General features: G+C 44.4%; 12 protein-coding genes. 11 read left to right on the forward strand and 1 reads right to left on the reverse strand.

Annotated elements, in window-relative coordinates; translation table 11 throughout:
• Positions 1-50 precede the first annotated feature (50 nt).
• The 4 genes from ACYVD4_RS22040 to ACYVD4_RS22055 all read left to right on the forward strand — a co-directional run bounded on the left by ACYVD4_RS22040 (position 51) and on the right by ACYVD4_RS22055 (position 2,256).
• Positions 51-1,064, forward strand: coding sequence for a S1C family serine protease (locus tag ACYVD4_RS22040; protein ID WP_460949430.1), 1,014 nt, complete (start codon positions 51-53; stop codon positions 1,062-1,064).
• Between the two features lie 66 nt (positions 1,065-1,130).
• Positions 1,131-1,412, forward strand: coding sequence for a hypothetical protein (locus ACYVD4_RS22045; protein WP_460949432.1), 282 nt, complete (start codon positions 1,131-1,133; stop codon positions 1,410-1,412).
• A 128-nt stretch (positions 1,413-1,540) separates the two neighbouring features.
• Positions 1,541-1,789: a molybdopterin converting factor subunit 1 gene (gene moaD / locus ACYVD4_RS22050; protein WP_460949433.1), complete on the forward strand. Its 249-nt coding sequence runs from the start codon at positions 1,541-1,543 to the stop codon at positions 1,787-1,789.
• Positions 1,790-1,845: 56 nt separating this feature from the next.
• Positions 1,846-2,256, forward strand: coding sequence for a molybdenum cofactor biosynthesis protein MoaE (locus ACYVD4_RS22055; protein WP_460949435.1), 411 nt, complete (start codon positions 1,846-1,848; stop codon positions 2,254-2,256).
• 57 nt (positions 2,257-2,313) lie between these two features.
• Here the strand turns inward: ACYVD4_RS22055 and ACYVD4_RS22060 are convergent, their stop codons facing one another.
• Positions 2,314-3,435, reverse strand: coding sequence for an endonuclease/exonuclease/phosphatase family protein (locus ACYVD4_RS22060; RefSeq protein ID WP_460949437.1), 1,122 nt, complete (start codon positions 3,433-3,435; stop codon positions 2,314-2,316).
• 187 nt (positions 3,436-3,622) lie between these two features.
• Here ACYVD4_RS22060 and ACYVD4_RS22065 point away from each other — a divergent pair, with 187 nt between their 5' ends.
• The 7 genes from ACYVD4_RS22065 to ACYVD4_RS22095 all read left to right on the forward strand — a co-directional run bounded on the left by ACYVD4_RS22065 (position 3,623) and on the right by ACYVD4_RS22095 (position 20,253).
• Entirely contained in the window at positions 3,623-4,135 is a 513-nt protein-coding gene (locus ACYVD4_RS22065; protein ID WP_460949439.1) for a ribosome maturation factor RimP, read from the forward strand.
• 80 nt (positions 4,136-4,215) lie between these two features.
• Positions 4,216-5,460, forward strand: a complete 1,245-nt coding sequence (gene nusA, locus ACYVD4_RS22070) for a transcription termination factor NusA (protein WP_460949441.1) — start codon at positions 4,216-4,218, stop codon at positions 5,458-5,460.
• Between the two features lie 166 nt (positions 5,461-5,626).
• Positions 5,627-9,064, forward strand: coding sequence for a translation initiation factor IF-2 (infB, locus tag ACYVD4_RS22075; protein ID WP_460949443.1), 3,438 nt, complete (start codon positions 5,627-5,629; stop codon positions 9,062-9,064).
• A 256-nt stretch (positions 9,065-9,320) separates the two neighbouring features.
• Positions 9,321-11,423: a BatA domain-containing protein gene (locus tag ACYVD4_RS22080; protein ID WP_460949445.1), complete on the forward strand. Its 2,103-nt coding sequence runs from the start codon at positions 9,321-9,323 to the stop codon at positions 11,421-11,423.
• Between the two features lie 438 nt (positions 11,424-11,861).
• Positions 11,862-15,095 carry a SusC/RagA family TonB-linked outer membrane protein gene (locus ACYVD4_RS22085; RefSeq protein ID WP_460949446.1) on the forward strand — a complete coding sequence of 1,078 codons (3,234 nt, stop codon included), beginning with the start codon at positions 11,862-11,864 and terminating at the stop codon, positions 15,093-15,095.
• Positions 15,096-15,171: 76 nt separating this feature from the next.
• On the forward strand, positions 15,172-16,620 hold the full coding sequence (locus ACYVD4_RS22090; RefSeq protein ID WP_460949448.1) for a SusD/RagB family nutrient-binding outer membrane lipoprotein: 1,449 nt from the start codon (positions 15,172-15,174) through the stop codon (positions 16,618-16,620).
• Between the two features lie 414 nt (positions 16,621-17,034).
• A complete protein-coding gene (locus ACYVD4_RS22095; RefSeq protein ID WP_460949449.1) occupies positions 17,035-20,253 on the forward strand; it encodes a SusC/RagA family TonB-linked outer membrane protein in 3,219 nt (1,072 codons plus the stop codon).
• The last annotated feature ends 4 nt before the right edge of the window (positions 20,254-20,257 follow it).

Raw genomic sequence — 20,257 nt, forward strand, 5'->3', positions numbered from 1 at the left:
CAACGTAACAATTGGTCAGATTTATTACCCGTTAACTTGGCAACGTAACAATGAACGACGAACGTGAACTAGAGCAGTCGCTGTACGCTTACGGCGAACGGATTCGATTCAAACAACGACTTAAAAAAGTACAGGCGCGCATCGATATGAACGAGATGCGGCAGGAAGCTGAGACGTATCGTTTTCGTAGTCAGACATCGGGCCAGATTCGGGCGTTGTGGCAGACGTACCGTACTACGTTGGCTGTGGCAGCTTCGGCAGCTATTATTACTACGTTCGGCTCGATTTTTTTATATCGGTCGTATCAGCAGAGTCACCAACAAGAGCAACAGTATAGTTTGTTAAGCAAAGAAATTCAGGCGGTTAAATCGTCGCAGCGGAAACTTATAAGTGATATAAATGGCCGTGGACGAGGTTTGACAATTAACCCAGCCCAAGTATCTGGTTCAGGCTTTCTGTTAACTCCTGATGGCTATTTTGTGACAAACAATCACATTGTTCGCGATGCTGATTCGGTATATGTACAAAGTTCGAAAGGAGAGGTTTATAAAGCACGGGTTGTTTATACAGATAGCCAGCATGACCTTGCTTTTCTGCAACTTTGCGACGATAGCGCTTTTCGGACATTACCGCCGGTTCCGTATGGTTTCCAATCTCATTCTTCTGATTTAGGCGAACGTGTATTTACCCTCGGTTATCCGCGTGAGGAAATTGTTTATGGCGAAGGTTATTTGAGTTCTGGAACAGGCTTCCGGGGCGATTCAACGGCCTATCAGGTTGCTATTGGCGTAAACCCCGGTAACTCGGGTGGGCCGCTTCTCGATGAAAAGGGTAACGTAATAGGAATCATTAGTGGGAAGCAGACTACGTCGGAAGGAGTCAGCTTTGCAGTAAAAACTAATTACCTGCTAGCGGCCCTTAATAATATACCAAACGATTCACTTAAAGGACAGCCGTTACGTTTAAATCGAAAGAATGCACTGGCTAACCTGCCACGTAAACAACAGATTAAACGTATGCAGGATTATGTTTATCAGGTGAAAGTCTTTAAGCATAAAGATTAGCCTATAGCGCCATTAGTAAACAATTGATCTTATACGCGGTTGTTACGTTAAATCAACTCAACAACCATGAAAAAGATAATAATGCTACTGGCTGTAGTTGCCCTGTCAACCACCGTTATCGTTGCTCAGGATACGAAGGAAAATGCGAAAGAAACGGCAAAACAGGCTGGTCGTACGGTCGATGCTGCTGCCGACAAAGCCGGTCGTGAAACGCGTAAAGCAGGCCGAAAAATATCGAGAGAAGCCCGTAATGCCAAGGAAGATGTAAAAGATGGCACGAATAAAGCCCTCGACAAAGCCGACCGCAAAATGAGAAAAGCTGAACGTAAGCTCGACAATTCGAAATAGTGAGTAAGAAGTATATAGAGTAAGCCTGTGTCATTCCTAAACAGATGATGCAGGCTTTTTTATGGAGACGTAGCGAACTTCAACGGCCATTACCCTTGTTGACAGACTACATAGATTGACCCTACAATATGAACCCAACTGTTTCTGTGCTTTTGTTCGGTATTACCCGCGATTTAACGGGACAATCGTCTGTATCGGTACCATTGGGGGCTGGTGCACGCGTTTCCGAATTGCTTGAGCAGCTTTATCAGAGTTACCCGCCATTGGCCGCAATTCGTTCGGTAATGGTGGCCGTAAATGGAGAATATGCTGAAGTAGACCAAGTTATCCAACAGAGCGATGAAATTGCGTTGATTCCTCCTGTGAGCGGGGGCTAGTCTATAATCGAAGAAAAACGCTACCTTATCTTGCTTCCCGTCTTCTTTTTTCGTTTATGATTGCTCTTACATCTGAACCGATTGATGTTACCTCAGCTCTTCAAGAACTCCAGTCGGCACAGGCAGGTGCCATCGATCTGTTTCTAGGGGTTGTACGTGACAATACAGAACAGCGCCCCGTTGATCGATTGGAATATGAAGCTTACGACCGTATGGCTGTTAGCGAGATGCAAAAAATTGCCGATGCAGCTCATCAACGCTGGCCTTTACTGCGCTACCTGATTATTCACCGGAAAGGTACGTTGCAGATTGGAGAAATAGCGGTTCTGATTGGTGTGGCCACAGCCCATCGTGCCGACGCTTTTGACGCCTGTCGATACATTATTGACACCATCAAACAGACTGTACCTATCTGGAAAAAGGAAGTCTTTACGGATGGAGAAGAGTGGGTTAATGCGCACCCGTAAAGAGTAAAACAATAGGGGGTAAGGGGCACGTATTAGAAGTTAATAATGATGCATGCCCTATTTCTTCAGTTGGTACGTACCAACAATAGGGTAGTGATCAGAGTAGCGGATGTAATTAATCGTTTCAAAATTTAGAGCCGCTATCTTAGGATCGTGAAACTGATGGTCGATACGTATAAAACCCGGTAATCGATTATACGTAAAGCCAAATCCCCGACCGGCCTCTTCAAAGCTATTGGGTAATATCCGGCGAAGACGCTCATAAACAACGCTATAGGGTGTATCGTTGTGGTCGCCCGTAACAATTACAGGGTAGGGACTTTCTTTGATATAATTCTCAACAAACTTCACCTGCTCATAGCGTTCGATAAAGCCGTTACGCAGTGCATTCAAAACTCCCCGTGTTTCGTGTTGTACTTCTTTGAGTTTCTCCTGACGTAGTACTCGGCCAACACGAATTCCCATCGATTGAAGGTGAATATTGATGACACGAATGGTATCGTTACCTACTTTAATATTTGCCCATACTAAGCCATTAACACCGTAAAAAATCTGACTACCCGAAGCAACAATGGGATATTTAGAAAAAAGAGCGACGCCAATATAGCCCTCTCGTGAACGAGCATGGTGAGGATGAAGCATCTCCGAATATTTATAACCAGCCTCTTTGAAACGAGTTGCCATGTCATAATCGGGAATTTCAACATCAGTAGCAAACTCCTGAAAACATTTTATTGGGGCATCATACCGTAATACGTAGTCAATGATACGTCGGGCGCGGGGCGAACTATGATAACGTGTCCAATAATCTTCGAGCCCAAACGTGTGCGCATTATAACTAAATACCTTTATTGTTTCGGCTTTGGGATTAGCTGGCTTAGGAGTATTCCAGACAAAAGTTCTGGAGCCAAACAAAAGCAACCCAACAATAACAACAAGCCCAGACAACCAGCTACGCCACGGGCGGGAAGTGAGCCAGAGAATAACAATGACTAAATTAAGAAATATTGCTACCGGCAACGTAATCATAATCATACCTGCCAACCAATGCTGAGCGGGTAAATCATAGAGTAGCCAGTAAGCTAAACAGGTGTATAAAACGAGCAATAAATTTAGCGACCACAGCAATGACCGGAAAAAAAAGGCAACGAGCTGCCCGATTCTCATTTTTACTGTCATAGTGTGTTTCTGGTAGAGGCAAATATCTTCATTCCCTCAAAAATAAAGCATAATGCCTGAATTGCCTTCTTTCAGGCAATATACCTGCTTGCTATCCACGCAAAAACATATTATCTTTGTGACACAAAAACCATATGGCATTGATTAAAGAGGGGAGTCGCACTCCCTTTTTTGTTAGCCTTACCTTATGGACGACAAAGCCAGAATCATTGAACTTTTACAGCCTTACCTTAACAATGGACACATTTATGTTGTTGACTGTCAGGTGGCTGGCCGGCAGGGTGGTCGTATAAAAGTGACCGTTTTGCTGGATAGCGATATCGGAATTACCATTGACGAATGTGCGCAGGTGAGCCGGCAATTAGGTGCGGTGATGGATGAAATGAATTTTTTCGATGAAAAGCCATTTACGCTCGAAATTTCATCGCCCGGAATCGATTATCCACTCACGTTCCCTCGGCAATTTGTTCGGAATATTGGCCGGCAGATAATTGTTGCATTAACTGATGGAACAACTCGAGCTGGTCGGCTTGAATCGGTTGCTGATGAGCAAATCGTGCTTGATATTCTGCCCGTAAAAAAGTCAAAGAGTAAAAAGAAAAAAGAAGCTGATGTAGTTGCTGAAACGAGTCCTGTTGGGCCAACGCCAATTCCGTTTGAGCAAATTAAGAAAGCGAATGTAGAAATATCATTTAAATGAGACGTCAATCAATAGTTGGAGCTTATTAAAACAACTGTCCGGCAACTATCGACTGATGACTATTGACTAAAACAACTAAGATGACCAGTGGACTATTAATTGAATCGTTTGCTGACTTTGCCCGGTCGAAAAATATTGACCGGCCTACCATGATCTCTATTCTGGAAGAGGTTTTTCGTACCATGATTCGTAAGAAATATGGTACCGACGAAAACTTCGACGTAATTATCAACGCAGAAAGTGGTGATCTGGAAATGTGGCGCACCCGCGAAATCGTTGATGACGATTCTGAAGATATATGGGATTATGACAAAATTCCGCTGGCCGAAGCTCGTAAAATTCAGGATGACTTTGAAGTAGGCGAACAGGTTGCCGAAGAAGTTAAACTGGAAGATTTTGGACGTCGGGTAGTACAAACGGCTCGTCAGACATTGATTCAGAAGATAAAGGATATGGAAAAAGAACTCCTTTATCAAAAATACAAAGATCAGGTAGGTGATTTAGTTACGGCAGAAGTATATCAGTTGCTGAAACATGAGATCATTCTGGTTGATGGGGAAAACAATGAATTGAGCTTGCCGCGCACTGAACAGATTTCGAAAGATCGGTATCGTAAAGGAGAAGCGGTAAAAGCCGTTATCAGCCGGGTCGATATGTTGAATGGTACACCCAAAATTGTATTGTCACGTACCTCGCCCGTATTCTTAGAGCGTTTGTTTGAAATTGAAGTTCCTGAAATTTACGATGGTCTGATTTCGATTCGGAAAATTGTTCGGGAACCTGGTGAGCGCGCTAAAGTAGCTGTAGAATCATACGATGATCGTATTGATCCGGTAGGTGCCTGTGTTGGTATGAAAGGTTCCCGGATTCATGGTATTGTTCGGGAGTTGGGCAACGAAAATATCGATGTCATTAATTATACCGAAAATTTGGAGTTACTAATTAGTCGGGCACTAAGTCCGGCTAAAATTAGCTCGATGCAGATTGATCGCGATGTACGGCGTGTATCTGTATTTCTAAAGCCTGACCAAGTATCATTGGCAATCGGTAAAGGTGGCCAGAATATCAAATTGGCTGGGCGTTTAGTGGACATGGAAATCGACGTATTCCGCGACAATGAAGGGCAGGAAGACGACGAAGACGTTGACCTAATGGAGTTCTCTGATGAAATCGATGAATGGATGATCGAAGAACTTCGGAAGGTAGGTTTGGATACGGCCAAGAGTGTACTTGCCCTAAATAAGGAAGAGCTGGTTCGCCGTACCGATCTGGAAGAAGATACGGTTGAGGAAATTCTGAATATTCTCAAACAGGAGTTTGAGTAACAATAACGTATACAGATAATGGTAAAATGGGTGGTGACATATCGGTAAAACATCATCCATTTTACATTATTCATAATACATTATTAGCGGAAGGGATTTTAATTGCTGTAACTATTGTTCATACCATATCAACAACCATTAAATTTGCCGAATATAGACCGAACGTATGGCAGAAGAAAAGTCAATGCGCCTGAGCCAAGTGGCAAAAATTCTAAACAAAGGGTTGTCCTCTGTTGCGAATAGTCTGTCTGCCAAAGGGTTTAAGGTTGAAGTAAATCCTAACACCAAAATCAACATGGAACAGTTGGAGGTGTTAGCGAAGGAATACAAATCAACGGAACTCCTGAGCGGTACTCGCCGAACCGAAGCTCCGGCTGCGGTAGCAGAGCCTCAGCGCCGTCAGGAGGATGATGTAGTGGCATGGCGTCGTGATGACGCGAAACGCACTACTGTCGAAAATAAATCCGTACCGACACCTGTCGAGCCTGTTAAAGAAGCATCTGTCGAGCCAAAACCTGCTCCACAGACCGCACAGACAGGATTGCCCGGTTTGAAAGTAGTGGGTAAAATCGATTTGAATGCAAAACCAGCTACTACGTCTGCACCACAGGCGAAAGTAGTGCCACCGCAGGAGGAAGTTAAACCTGTTGCTGCCCCTGTGAAACCAGTGGAAAGTGTAAAAACTGAAGAGCCCAAACCGGTTACTCCAGTTGCCCCTCCTGTGCAAAATACACCTCCAGTGTCTGTAACTGAGGTTGTGAAACCAGTAGAAAAGAAGGCCGAGGTTAAAACCGAAATACCATCGGTAGCTCCTCCCGTGAAACCAGTGGAAAGCGTAAAAGTTGAAGAACCAAAACCGGTTGTTGTCGAGAAACCAGTTGAAGCTCCTGTTGTAGCAGCTAAAGTAGAAACTACTACGCCTACGCCAGTTAAAGCCGAGCCTCCTAAGCCAACACCAGCACTACCCACTGAAAAGGCCCCTGTTGTGCAGGAGAAAGCACCTGTTGTGCCAACCGAAAAAACACCAAAACCTGAAAACGATGAGGATGATAATACGCCAACCGAAACGATTCGGGCTGCTGGTAGTCATCAACTTGGTGGGTTAAAAATATTAGGCAAAATCGAACTTCCTGTTAATAACCCCCGTCAGGGAGGGCAGGGTGGTAGTAATGCCGATAAAAAGAAACGGAAACGTATTCGAGGTGGCCGTGAAGGAGTAGTAGGTAGTACTGCGCAAGGCACTCAGCCACAGGGACAGGGTGGAAACAATGCTCGTAATGATCGTAACGACCGTCCGCCACGCGATGGAGATCGTGGACCTGCTAATCGTCAGGGTGACCGCCAGCCAAATCAGGCAGGTGGACAGCGTGATGGGAATCGTCAGGGTGATCGCCAACCAAATCAGGCGGGTGGACAACGTGACGGAAATCGTCAGCCAAATCAGGCGGGTGGCCAGCGGGATAACAACCGTCCACAAGGAGATCGGAACCAGAATACGGGTAATCGAGATCGTACAACTGGTAATTCGCCAACTCAGGGAGGCAACGTAGCGAACCGGGGAGGACAGCCAGCCTCAGGTAATAATCAGAATAGCCAAAATAACCAGAACAATCAGAGAGGTGGTAATCGGGGTGGTAATAACCGGGATCGTGGAGGTCGTAATGACCGCGCGGGTGGTAACAATCGTCGTGAAGCACCTACTCAGGCTGATGTTCGTAAGGCAATTCAGCAAACGAACGCCCGGATGCAGGGGAATACCCCAAATCGCGGTGCGGATCGTCGACGTGATCGCCGGAATCAGCGCGAAGAAGACCGCCGTTTGCTAAGCGAACAGGAAGAACTGGAAGCGAAAATACTGAAAGTGACCGAGTTCGTGTCAGCTAATGATCTGGCATCGCTCATGGACGTATCGATTAATGACGTTATTTCGGTCTGTCTGAACTTGGGTATGTTCGTCTCGATCAACCAACGCTTGGACGCTGAAGCCATTACGGTAATTGCTGATGAGTTTGGCTTTGATGTTCAGTTTGTATCGGCAGAGGATGAAACCGAAGCAGGTATCGACGTTGAAGCCGATGCTCCAGAAGACTTACAACACCGGGCTCCAATTGTGACCATTATGGGACACGTTGACCATGGTAAGACATCGTTGCTTGATTACATTCGCCGAGCTAAAGTAGCTGCTGGAGAGGCAGGTGGTATTACGCAGCACATTGGTGCATATAGCGTGAAGACCGCTGATGATCGAATGATCACGTTTTTGGATACTCCGGGTCACGAAGCCTTTACGGCCATGCGTGCTCGCGGTGCTAAAGTCACTGACGTAGTAATCATTGTGATTGCTGCTGATGATAGTGTGATGCCGCAAACACGTGAAGCCATCAATCACGCACAAGTAGCTGGTGTACCAATTGTCTTTGCTTTCTCTAAAGTAGACAAACCAGGTGCCGATACTGAGAAAATTCGTACAGAGCTGGCCTCTATGAATTTCCTTGTGGAGGATTGGGGTGGTAAGTACCAAGCTCAGGAGATATCTTCTAAATCGGGAATGGGCGTCGACGACCTGCTCGAAAAAGTATTGCTTGAAGCAGAATTGCTGGAGTTAAAAGCGAATCCTGATCGTCGTGCACTAGGTACAGTTATCGAAGCATCGCTTGATAAAGGACGTGGATACGTATCAACCGTATTGGTTGAAAACGGTACGTTACGTCAGGGAGATGTGATGCTGGTTGGTGCTCACTACGGCCGTATTCGGGCTATGACAAATGACCGGGGTGAACGTATCAAAGAAGCAGGACCTGCTAAACCAGTTCAGATACTCGGCTTACCGGGTGCTCCACAGGCAGGCGATAAGTTTAACGTAATGGAGACGGAGCGTGAAGCCCGCGAAATTGCGAACAAACGCGAACAGCTTTTACGTGAGCAAACGCTACGTACTCGCAAGCACATTACGCTCGAAGAAATTGGCCGTCGGAAAGCAATCGGTACTTTCAAAGAACTGAACGTAATTGTAAAAGGTGACGTAGACGGTTCTGTAGAAGCTCTATCAGATTCGTTGTTGCAACTTTCTACAGGGGAAGTTCAGGTTAACATTATCCATAAGGCGGTTGGCCAAATCTCCGAATCGGATGTGCTACTGGCTTCAGCGTCGGATGCGGTTATTGTTGGTTTCCAGGTTCGCCCGTCTTCAAGCGCACGTAAACTGGCCGAACAGGAGCAAATCGAAATACGGCTCTACTCAATCATCTACGATGCGATCAACGATGTTAAAGACGCTATGGAAGGTCTGTTAGCGCCAACAGTTGAAGAAGTGATCGTAGGTAATATTGAAGTTCGTGACGTATTCAAGATAAGCAAAGTTGGTACGGTTGCCGGCTGTTACGTAACAGAAGGAAACATTAAACGGAACAACAAAATCCGTATCATCCGCGACTTCATTGTGATACATACCGGCGAAATCAGTGCACTGAAACGCTTTAAAGAAGATGTAAATGAAGTGAAATTCGGTTACGAATGTGGTTTGAGTATCAAGAACTTCAATGATATTGAAGTTGGTGATATAATCGAAAGCTTCGAACTGAAAGAGGTGAAACGGACGCTGTAGACCTAAACATGGTTTTACAAGCTTAATAAGGGTAAAACAAAATCCAGCCCCGGCTAATTTTTAGCTGGGGCTTTTTGTATTTATCAAACTAATACACAGAAAAGCTGTGTAAAATGAATTTTTGGCGCATTACTTGTTATACTGACTTAATCTGCATTTTAGTTATCACAATCCCTGATTAACTTCGGCACTGAAGAAACGAAAGGCTTGTGTCGGGTCGTTAATAAGAAAAGATTGTTTGCGGCAAATACTCTGAATGAATTTTCTATATCCTTCCTTCTTGTTTGGTTTATTAGCGGTATCGGTCCCGATAGCCATTCACCTGTTTAATTTCCGGCGGACACGGCGGGTATTCTTTACCAACGTAGCGCTACTACGTACTGTCCAGACAGAAACGAAATCATTTCGACGGCTGAAACATTGGCTTATCCTGGCCTGTCGTTGTTTGTTCCTGATCTGCCTCGTATTCGCTTTTGCGCAACCATTTATTCCAAGTAAAAATAAACTTGGTTTATCAAGACAGGGCGTTACAAGCCTTTACGTTGATAACTCATTCAGTATGCAGAATGAGCGCAATACGAAACGCTATCTGGATATAGCTATCGGGAAGCTAGATGAACTACTGACCCTATTTCGCAATGCTACATCCTTACAATTACTGACCAATGATTTTTCAATAGCTGAACAACAGGCTGGAAGTGCCGAATCTGTTCGTGACCGTGTTACGTCTATCCGATTTGCACATACACCGCGCACGCTTGAAACCGTTTATCGGCGTCAGCGTAATCTGTTGAGTTCACTAAATCCCGGCGGACGTAATCAATTATTCTGGTTCTCAGATTTTCAAAAAAGCACCGCTGGCGATTTATCTCAATTGAAAATTGACACGACAGACAGACTCTTTATAGTGCCGCTCGATGCCCAATCGACAAAAAACGTTTATGTAGATTCGGTTTGGCTGAGTACACCTTTTATCCGGGAAATGCAAAATAATAGCCTGAACGTCAAGCTAAATAATGCTGGTCGGGAAAACGTGAAAAACCTTCCAGTACGTTTATATCTGGATGATGCTCAGACATCAACGGCGTCTGCTACGTTACCACCGGGCGGTTCAACCGTTGTATCGCTCAATTTTAACGTAACATCTAAGGGTTATCATCGTGGACGTATCGTTTTTGAAGATTTTCCTATTACGTTCGACAACCAATACTTTTTTGTGATCGAAGCATCGCCAGCCGTACGGGTATTACATTTGTTTGAGCAGAAGGCTAGTTCTGCTTCGCGCTCTACTGATTACATTGATGCGGTTTACTCGAACGACAGTTTGTTTGTTCGGCGGAGTTTTAACGCTCAGAACTTCGATGTAGGTCAACTCAAAGAGACTGATTTAGTGGTATTAGAAGGCGTAACAGAAGTGAACGGTACGTTACGTAGCGAACTTGAACGCTTTGTTCGGCAGGGAGGTAGCCTCACCGTTATTCCACCTGCTAATCCTAGTGCAGCATCATACGAGCCTTTTCTTCGGGGCTTGGGAGTTGGAAATTTGCAGGTTACGGCCATTTCGGGTGTTGAACCGAGTACACTTCCTACAGCAGATCCTGATCGACGGAATCCATTTTTCCGGGATGTATTTCAGCAGAGTTACCAATCGGAGCCACTGAATATGCCGACAGCAGCACCTGTGTGGCGTTGGAATGCGGGAGAAAGATTGCTGAATCTAAGGGATGGAAGTCCCTTGCTGACGCATTCGACAGTAGGAGGGGGAGCCGCTTCCCGCCAGGGACATATATATATACTGGCTAACCCGCTAACTTCAGCTTATGGAAATTTGGCTGAGCATGCTTTGTTTGTTCCGGTTATGTACAAAATGGCAGCTCTTAGTGTGCGTTCTCAACGGACCGCTTATTCATTTGATGATAATCTGGTTACGATTCCCGTAAATAATCCCTCAGAACGATCAGTTTATAAACTGAAGCATGATAAGCTGGAAATTATTCCAGTACAGCGTATCGTTGGGAATCAGTTATTGCTCGAAATGCCCAAGAGTAATGAGTTAGCTGCTGGGCAGGAGGTTGAGTCTGGCTATTATGAACTTCAGCTAAACAATAAAACGGAGCGGTTATTGGCTTTTAACCACGGAAATCAAGAATCGTCAATGGATTTTTATTCGGCGGATGAACTACGCCGAACGTTTGCTAATCAAACCAACGTAGAGGTGTTTGATAGTATCCAGGACGGCGATTTTGTGCAGGTATTAGAGAAGGAAAATTTGGGTAAAAGTCTGTGGAAGTATTTCCTATTAGCGGCTTTAGCTTTTCTATTAATTGAAGCTGGATTGGTCCGGTTTATAAAAGGATAATTGGCTGAAAGGTAGTAATTATAGTAGCATAAACAGTTAAGAATCTGTAGTGAAAAATCCCTAATCCAATTTAGTATAATTCCTTATGTAATGAATAGGTAATTGTACTTTTTGTAGATGAATAGTGCGTATATCTATTGGTATATATCTGTAGTAAAGCGAGAATAAATTTAAGTGTATACTAAAAATATCTTAACGGTTTCTTTTTATTAAAATAGAATTAAAACTATTGATTCAATATTAAATTTTTGAAGCCGGAGACTTCCCGAAAAAATCGGCAGATTAAGTTAAATGGTAGATTTTCAAAATTTTATTTTCCAGAACAGAATATTTTAAGATTATCAGCTAGGTAAGCTGCGAATAGCGTCGGATATTATTATTAAGAATATATAATACCTTTGAAATAAGTTTTAACATTTCTTAACTTATTAAAACGTTATGCGTAAATATCTACTAGCACAGCTCATCCTGTGTCTATTTGCTATTCCGTTGATGGCTCAAGACCGAGTTATTAATGGAAAGATCACTTCATCAGAAGACAGCTCTCCGCTTCCGGGAGTAAACATCTCGGTAAAAGGCACTTCTCGCGGTACAACCACAGACGCAACTGGTAACTACAGTTTAAACGTACCGTCGAACGCAACTGCACTCATTTTCTCGTTTATTGGATTTTCGCGCCAGGAGGTTGCCATCGGAAATCGTTCGGCAATTGATGTGACGATGGAACCGGATGCATCCCAACTACAGGAAGTTGTAGTAACTGCTTTAGGTATTGCTCGGGATAAGAAAGCGCTGAACTATGCTGTTCAGGAGGTTAAAGCCGATAAACTAAATTTTGCCCGCGATCAGAATGTAGGTAATGCGCTGGCTGGGAAAGTAGCTGGTGTACAAGTTCTTGGCCAATCTGGAGCTAAATTCGGTAACCCAAGCATTCGTATTCGCGGAATTAACTCACTTGGTGGTAGCGATCCATTGTACATCGTAGACGGTACACCAACTGACATTAGTCAGGTGAATATGGATGATGTTGAAAATCTGTCGGTTCTAAAAGGACCATCAGCTACAGCATTGTACGGAAACCGGGCATCGGCTGGTGTTATTGTGATCACAACTAAGCGTGCCAAAGCTGGTGAAACTCGCCTTGATATCAATCATAGTACTACGTTAGATATGGTGGCACTGTTGCCTAAATATCAAAACGAATACGGTGGGGGTTATTCACAGGCTTGGGAAACGTTCGAATATGATCCGGCCATCCATCCAGCCGCCTGGGCTTCGTTTAATGGTCAGAAAATTCTGGACTATTCAGCAGATGAAAGCTGGGGGCCACGCCTAGATGGCTCTCCGCACCGTTCGGCAGCTTCTTGGCAACAAGGACCACAGTTTGGTCAATTAACGCCGTTCTCTCCGCAGCCTAACAACGTGCGAGATTTTTTCGAAAAGCCAATTAGCAATAACACGAACATTGCTTTTTCGCGGGGTACGGATATGTTCCAGAGCCGGGTGTCGTATACGCACATTATTAACAATGGTATTATTCCAAATTCATCTCAAACACGGGATTATATCAGCGCTAAGAACGCCATTAATTTTGGTAAGAACCTGACAGCCAATCTGAATATCAATTACACGGCTACGAACACGAAGAATCAACCGGCTGACCGTTATGGGTCTACAGGTGGTACGTCTCCTCAGAACAGCGGTCTTTCGGGAACACCACTAACGGTTAGTAACCCTGTATTGAACGGATATAATCAGACAATTGGTAGCTTTAACCAGTGGTTTCAACGTCAGGTAAGTATTGAAGACTTACGTAACTACAAAAACCCGGATGGTACGTTCCGTAGCTGGAATATTGGTGGTCCACTTGACTCAAGGCCTAAATATTGGGATAGCCCTTTTACAAGTGCTTACGAAAACACCAATACAAACCGTAGTGACAGGTTATTTGGAGATTTCGGTCTGACATATCAGTTCACACCCGCACTGAAAGCTTCGGCTACAGTACGTCGTGATCAGAATGCTTACTACCAGCAAGGACGTATTGCTATCGGTACGTTGAATGAAGGTGGTTTGGGTGGTTTCTCAACGCTCAACACAAATAGCCGGGAAAACAACTATGAATTACTGGCAAATTATAACCAGAATTTCAAAGACCTGTCAATTGTAGCTAATGCGGGTGGTAATATTCGTTATAACCGTGTTGACGTGCTATTCCAGGCTACTCAGGGCGGCCTTTCTGCTCCAGGTTTTTACAATATAGCGGCTTCGATTGGTCGTCCATTGGCTAATAACTACCTCTACGAACGGCAGGTAAATAGTGTATTCGGTAACGTAAGTATTGGTTTTCGCGATTTCGTTTTCGTAGAAGCATCGGCACGTAACGACTGGTCGTCGACGTTGCCAAAGGCTAATAATTCCTATTTTTATCCATCGGTATCTGCTGGTTTGATTCTGACCGAATTATTGCCAAAGAGCAATACGATATCGTATGCTAAAATCCGTGCTGGTTATGCACAGGTTGGTACAGACGTTGGACCCTACCAAACAGCTTTAGCTTATACCGCTGGTCAGCCATATGGTACTAACGCAACAGCGTTTCTACCGGGCACTTTGCCAAATGCAAATCTGAAGCCTGGTCTGTCATCGTCTTATGAAGGTGGTATCGACCTGCGTTTCCTAGGCAACCGTATTGGTTTAGAATTCACGGCGTATCAGAATAATAACAAAGACCAGATTATTCCGCTCCCAGTTGACCCAACCAGTGGGTACACAAATGCAGTGGTTAATGCTGGCCTGATTCGTACAACGGGTCTCGAATTGCATATCTATGCTAACCCTATCAAAAATCCGAATGGATTTAGCTGGGAATTCGACATCAATGCCGATCGCAACCGATCGCAGGTGATTGAACTGGCTAGTGGTCTGACCAACTATCAGATTGATGGTCCTCAATGGCGTACACTGACCTTGAATGCTCGCACAGGTACTGATGGTTCGGCCCGTGATTGGGGTACATTAGTTGGTCAGGGGATCAAAAAAGATGCAAATGGTCGCCCCATGGTCTATGGTAGTGGCGATAATGCAGGTTTGTATATCAAAGAAGATAACGTAGAGCTAGGCTCTGTACTGCCGAAGTTTAAAGGTGGCTGGTTAAACACATTCAGCTATAAAGGCTTAACACTTCGAGTAAACACGGATTTTGTTGTAGGCGGCAAATTTTTCTCGACAACCAAAATGTTCAATGCTTATTCAGGTTTAGGTGCTGAAACGGCTGGTCTGAATGAACTGGGCAAACCGCTACGTGATGATCCTGCTACTGGTGGTGGCGTACTGCTTGATGGTGTAACCGAAGATGGCCGCCAGAATACGACGCGCGTAGATGCTCAGAATCTGTATGAAAACTGGCTGTTTGCGCTGAACGAACGGTGGATTTATAACAAAACCTACGTTAAACTGCGTGAGGTTGCTTTCGGATTCAATCTGCCCAAACGTATGCTGGGTAAATGGGCTCAGTCAGCTAATATCTCACTGATCGCTCGTAATCCTGTATTAATTTATAGCGCAATCGGTGGTGGTATTGATATATCTGAATCAGAAACCCTGTGGTACGAAGGTGGACAGTTGCCTCCAGTTCGTTCGTTTGGTGTTAACCTGCGTGTAAGCTTATAAATAATATCGTTACGTATAAGCCTAACACAGTGAAAAACGGCTTACACGTAACGTACTAACGATATTGTCGACAAAAATGAAAGCATTTCAATCAATACTTCTGGGTGGATTGTTACTAACAACAGCTGCCTGTAACAAATTTGAGGAGCTGAACGTAAACCCGAACAGTGCGCTCTTCCCGAATACAGCTAGCTTAATGACGGGGGCTCAACGCACAGTGGGAACGATGAACTCGCAAGTTGGGCCTGGTGGCTTCAACATTGCTCCTGCACTTTATGTACAACAGTTTTCGGACGTAACGTACATTGAGGATTCGCGATATAAAACGATCAATTTTAGCTTTAACGGGCTGTATTCAGGACCGTTAGTTAATCTACAGGCAGTAATTGATCAAAATACAAATGAAGCAACAAAAAGTGGGGCAGCTCAATACGGGGCTAATGCCAATCAGATTGCAATTGCTCGTATTCTGAGAGCCTACATTTATCAGTTTATCACTGACCGCTGGGGAGACGTACCGTATACACAGGCCCTGAAAGGTGACCAGAATTTTTCCCCTGCCTTCGATAAGCAACAGGATATATACAACGACCTGTTTAAGGAGTGGAAAGAAGCAGGCGCTCAATTTACTACGGGCACAGCCGTTGCAGGTGATATTATTCTGGGAAGCAATGCTGCGCGCTGGAAAAAATTAGCCGCTTCATTCCGCTTGATTGCTGCGCTACGTTTATCTAAAATTGATCCGGCTAAAGGTAAAACTGAGTTTGCCGCAGCGTTGGCAGATGGTGTTCTGACATCGAATGCTGATAACGTACAATATAAATTTCAAGCTGATGTAAACAACGAAAATCCGTTGTATGCTAACTATGTTCGCTCAAACCGGAAAGATTTTGCTGTAAGTAATACGTTTGTGGATTATCTCAAAAAATTAGGTGACCCACGTTTACAAATTTATGCAGCCCCAAATCTTAAAGGAGAATATGTAGGTGCTCCATATGCTGTTTTTCCTGCACCGGGTAAAGCGCAGGATTATTCGTTGGCAGGTTCAGCTATTAGCGCTCAAACAGCCCCGGCTAATATTATGACCTATGCACAGGTACTGTTTGCGCAGGCGGAAGCTGCCAAGCTAGGCTGGACCACAGGTAATGCGAAGACGCTATATGAATCGGCTATCAAAGCATCGATGCAACAATGGTTGGGTACCGCATATACTGATGCTGCCTTCAACACATATATCGCTCAACCCGACGTAGCGTATACAGAGGCAAACGCTATCGAACGTATCGGTAACCAACGTTGGATAGCTTTATTCAACCAGGGAACAGAAGCTTGGAATGAATGGAGACGTACTGGGTATCCAGTATTGAAGCCTGCTGCTTCTACCTTAAATGGAGGTACGGCTATTCCTCGCCGATTGGCTTATCCTACAACGGTAACAACGCTGAACACAAAGAATTACAATGATGTGATTACGCGTCAGGGTAAAGATGATCAGTATACCCGTGTGTGGTGGGATAAACAATAACGGTTTTATATTCTAAACAAAAAACGCCAGCTATAAATAGCTGGCGTTTTTTGTTTAGAATATAAAACTAAGTATGTAAATAGATGAATTTTGTAAATTAATGTATTTGTATGATCTTATTAAAATATAATTAAAAAATTTAATATAGGTTAATGGTGACAAATCGGAATATCGTGTGTTCAAGTAAATTATTTTTTGAAATAAGATTATTTATAGAATTTAATAAGGCGTGATATGAATACCAAAATGTATTGAAAGGTGTATTTGTGGCAAATTTTCTTTTACTAGAACCTAGTTCCTTAGTCAATAATTTTACGCTCGTAAACTAGTGCCAAATTTTGATCTGATACTCGATGTTATATTTGTAGGTGGATTATTAATTTAGTACCACTTTCTTAACTTAAACGATGTTCTATGCGTAAATTTTTACTTACACAGCTCCTGCTGTGTTTGTGCGCTATTCCTATGCTGGCTCAGGTCATCAGCGGAAAAGTCACTTCATCAGAAGACAGTTCTCCACTCCCTGGCGTAAGTATCATTATCAAAGGGAAAAATCAGGGAACGACCACCAATGCAGATGGTGCGTATCAGATTACAGCCGCAAAAGGCGATGTACTTCAGGTTAGTTTTATTGGCTTCACAACAACAAGCGCTAAAATTGAGAATCAGACAACGCTCGATTTTTCACTGAAACCTGATGCGTCACAACTTCAGGAAGTAGTTGTAACGGCACAAGGTGTTCGGAAGAGCCAACGGGAAATTGGTTATGCTGTGTCGAAAGTAGAAACAGGCGACGTAACAGTCGGCCGGTCTCCGCAACTGGCACAGGCACTGTCTGGCAAGGTGACAGGCTTAGCTGTCTACAATGTGAACAACAGTGTAGACCCGGCGGTGAAAGTTGTACTACGTGGTTATCGCTCCTTAACCGGTAATAACGAAGCGCTTGTAGTTCTGGATGGTATGCAGACTACTTCTACAATTCTGGCTACGATCAACCCCAATGACATCGAAAGCGTTTCGATTCTGAAAGGTGGTCAGGCTGCTACGTTGTATGGCTCGGCAGGTATCAACGGAGCACTTATCATCACAACCAAAAAAGGAACGAAAGGCGGACTGAAAGTTAACTACTCCAACAGTACCAACTTCGAGCAAATCAGTTTCCTGCCTGCGCTTCAGGAAAAATACGGTTCGGGGTCGCACTATTCTACGTCGTTTGGCGCAGCAGGCTATAAGACTGATTATCTGGAGCGTCTGAAAGACAACTGGCGTTCCTACGAAAACCAGCAATACGGCGACCAATTTGATGGTTCAATGCGTATGCAGGGCCGTACAACGGAAGATGGTGGCCAGTATATGCTGCCTTATTCGGCTATTCCTGATGCTCGCCGGAAAGCGTTCGATACGGGCGTTTCGATGAATAATCAGATTAATTTCACGGGTGGCGACGAAACAGGTTCGTTCTACATGTCGATTGAAAATCAGAAGATTGCAGGTATCGTTCCACGCGATAAAAGTGATCGGACAGGGGCTCGTGTATCGGGCACAAAAGAGATTGGTAAACTGTCTGCTACGTTCAATGCTGCCTATACGCAGGCTTCTTATGACCGGACTTCGGCCGATTTCTACAACGACGTACTGAACCAGCCTGCTAACCTGCCATTAGCTGATTTGCGCGATTGGCAAAACAATCGGTTTGCTAACCCCAACGGTTTCTATAATGATTATTATAACAACCCGTATTTCAATGCCGACAACAACCGGATGAAATATAAGGATGCCAACCTGAACGGTACCGTTAGCGCTACGTTAAAAGCTACTCCCTGGTTGTCGATTACCGAACGGTTGGGTATGATGAACAACTCTCGGACAGGTAAAAACACAACAGGCAAATTCCTGTATTCTGACTGGGCTAAAACGAAGGCGTTTATTCCCGCTCCGTTCTTCCGCGATGGCGATGGAACAGGTATCTACCGCACCATTACCGATAACTTAGGTTCTGTATTAGACTATTCGGGAACAGAGAACGTAATCAACAACGAATTCCAGATCAATGCCACCAAAGATTTTGGTCCGGTTTCTACCAAATTATTGTTGGGTAACAGTATTTACCAACGCGCTGTTAAAGCGATTGGGATTGGCTCAAGCTCAGTTGTGGTTCCAGACATCTATAACGTAGCAAACCGTCAGGGCGAATTAACTGGTGGTGAAACCACTACGTTAGAGCGTCGGTATGGTTACTACGCCGATCTGACAGCTAACTACAAAAACTGGCTGATTCTGAACGGCTCGTTCCGTTATGATTTTACGTCTCGTTTCTATAAAGCAAATCGCCCATCGAGCTTTTGGTCTTACCCATACTACGGTGCGGCTCTTTCGTTCATTCCGACAGACGCGTTCCCAAGCATTCGTTCAAATTTCCTGAACTATGCTAAAATTCGGGTTAATGCCAACAAAAACGCCAACGACAATATTCCGTTATACGGCTTAGATCTGGTGTATTCGAACGGAGCCAACTTCCCATTTGGCAATACTGTTGGTCTGACAGTAGGTAATACGTTGCCTGATGCCAACCTGAAGCCAGAAACAGTGTATTCGTATGAAGTGGGTGGCGAATTCCAATTGTTAAACAACCGGATCAACATCGACGTATCGGCTTATACGCAGAACTCAAAAGGACAAGTAATTACGGTTCGGGTGCCAAACACAACCGGTTTCTCAAACTTGCTGATCAACGTTGGCGAAACCAGAAACTGGGGCTATGAGGCTGAACTGAAATATCTGATTGCTCGTGGTGGTAAATTCTCATGGGATGCAGCTATCCGGTATTCGTACAACGATAACAAAGTTCTTGACCTGTATCCAGGCATCAACGAATTTCAGTACGGCGGCTATTCATACGCAACAACGAATGTAATAAAAGACATGCGTTTCCCATACCTGAAAACCGATGGTTATCAGTATGCGCCAGACGGATCGGGCCGGGTTTTAGTAAACGCAACAACCGGATATCCACTACGTAATACGTCGTTAGTTGGACGTGGTGGTACGTTACCAAGGCACATTGCCGGTTTAGGTTCGAAAATTGAGTATGGTGATCTGAGCTTTACGTTTAACTTCGAATATCGTGGTGGTAACGTAATGTACAGCGATCTGGGTCGGCAAATGACGTTTACCGGAACGGGTAAATGGACGGAAAACCGGGCTCCTCAGATTTTCCCGAACTCGGCTGTTCTGAATGCTGACGGTACGGTATCGGCAAACACCACGATGGTACGTGAAGCGGAATATGGTCTATGGGTTGATAACTACCGCCTGATCACCGAGAACTTTGTTACGCCAGCCTGGTTCATCAAACTTCGCGATGTTAATCTGGCCTATCGCATACCGCAGAGCCTGATCACCAAAACCAAGATTTTCTCCGGTGCCAGCATTGCTGTGTATGGACGTAACCTGTTCACGATCGTTGATAAGCTGAATTACTACACAGACCCAGAATTCAGTTATCAGGGTAACCCAGCTCCAGGTAGCACGGCTGTACCAACAACAAATACAGCTATTGGTATTGGTATCAACACCACTACGCAGACGCCACCAGTTCGTCAGTATGGCGTAAATATTAACCTATCGTTCTAAGTAC

The sequence above is a fragment of the Spirosoma daeguense genome (genome assembly GCF_054776875.1).

Bases quoted from the DNA above. Each gene is read 5' to 3' on its own strand.
- ACYVD4_RS22080 (WP_460949445.1), top strand. From the start codon at position 9,321: ATGAATTTTCTATATCCTTCCTTCTTGTTTGGTTTATTAGCGGTATCG.
- ACYVD4_RS22065 (WP_460949439.1), top strand. From the start codon at position 3,623: ATGGACGACAAAGCCAGAATCATTGAACTTTTACAGCCTTACCTTAAC.
- nusA (WP_460949441.1), top strand. From the start codon at position 4,216: ATGACCAGTGGACTATTAATTGAATCGTTTGCTGACTTTGCCCGGTCG.
- ACYVD4_RS22045 (WP_460949432.1), top strand. From the start codon at position 1,131: ATGAAAAAGATAATAATGCTACTGGCTGTAGTTGCCCTGTCAACCACC.
- ACYVD4_RS22090 (WP_460949448.1), top strand. From the start codon at position 15,172: ATGAAAGCATTTCAATCAATACTTCTGGGTGGATTGTTACTAACAACA.
- ACYVD4_RS22085 (WP_460949446.1), top strand. From the start codon at position 11,862: ATGCGTAAATATCTACTAGCACAGCTCATCCTGTGTCTATTTGCTATT.
- ACYVD4_RS22095 (WP_460949449.1), top strand. From the start codon at position 17,035: ATGCGTAAATTTTTACTTACACAGCTCCTGCTGTGTTTGTGCGCTATT.
- ACYVD4_RS22060 (WP_460949437.1), bottom strand. From the start codon at position 3,435: ATGACAGTAAAAATGAGAATCGGGCAGCTCGTTGCCTTTTTTTTCCGG.
- moaD (WP_460949433.1), top strand. From the start codon at position 1,541: ATGAACCCAACTGTTTCTGTGCTTTTGTTCGGTATTACCCGCGATTTA.
- ACYVD4_RS22055 (WP_460949435.1), top strand. From the start codon at position 1,846: ATGATTGCTCTTACATCTGAACCGATTGATGTTACCTCAGCTCTTCAA.
- ACYVD4_RS22040 (WP_460949430.1), top strand. From the start codon at position 51: ATGAACGACGAACGTGAACTAGAGCAGTCGCTGTACGCTTACGGCGAA.
- infB (WP_460949443.1), top strand. From the start codon at position 5,627: ATGGCAGAAGAAAAGTCAATGCGCCTGAGCCAAGTGGCAAAAATTCTA.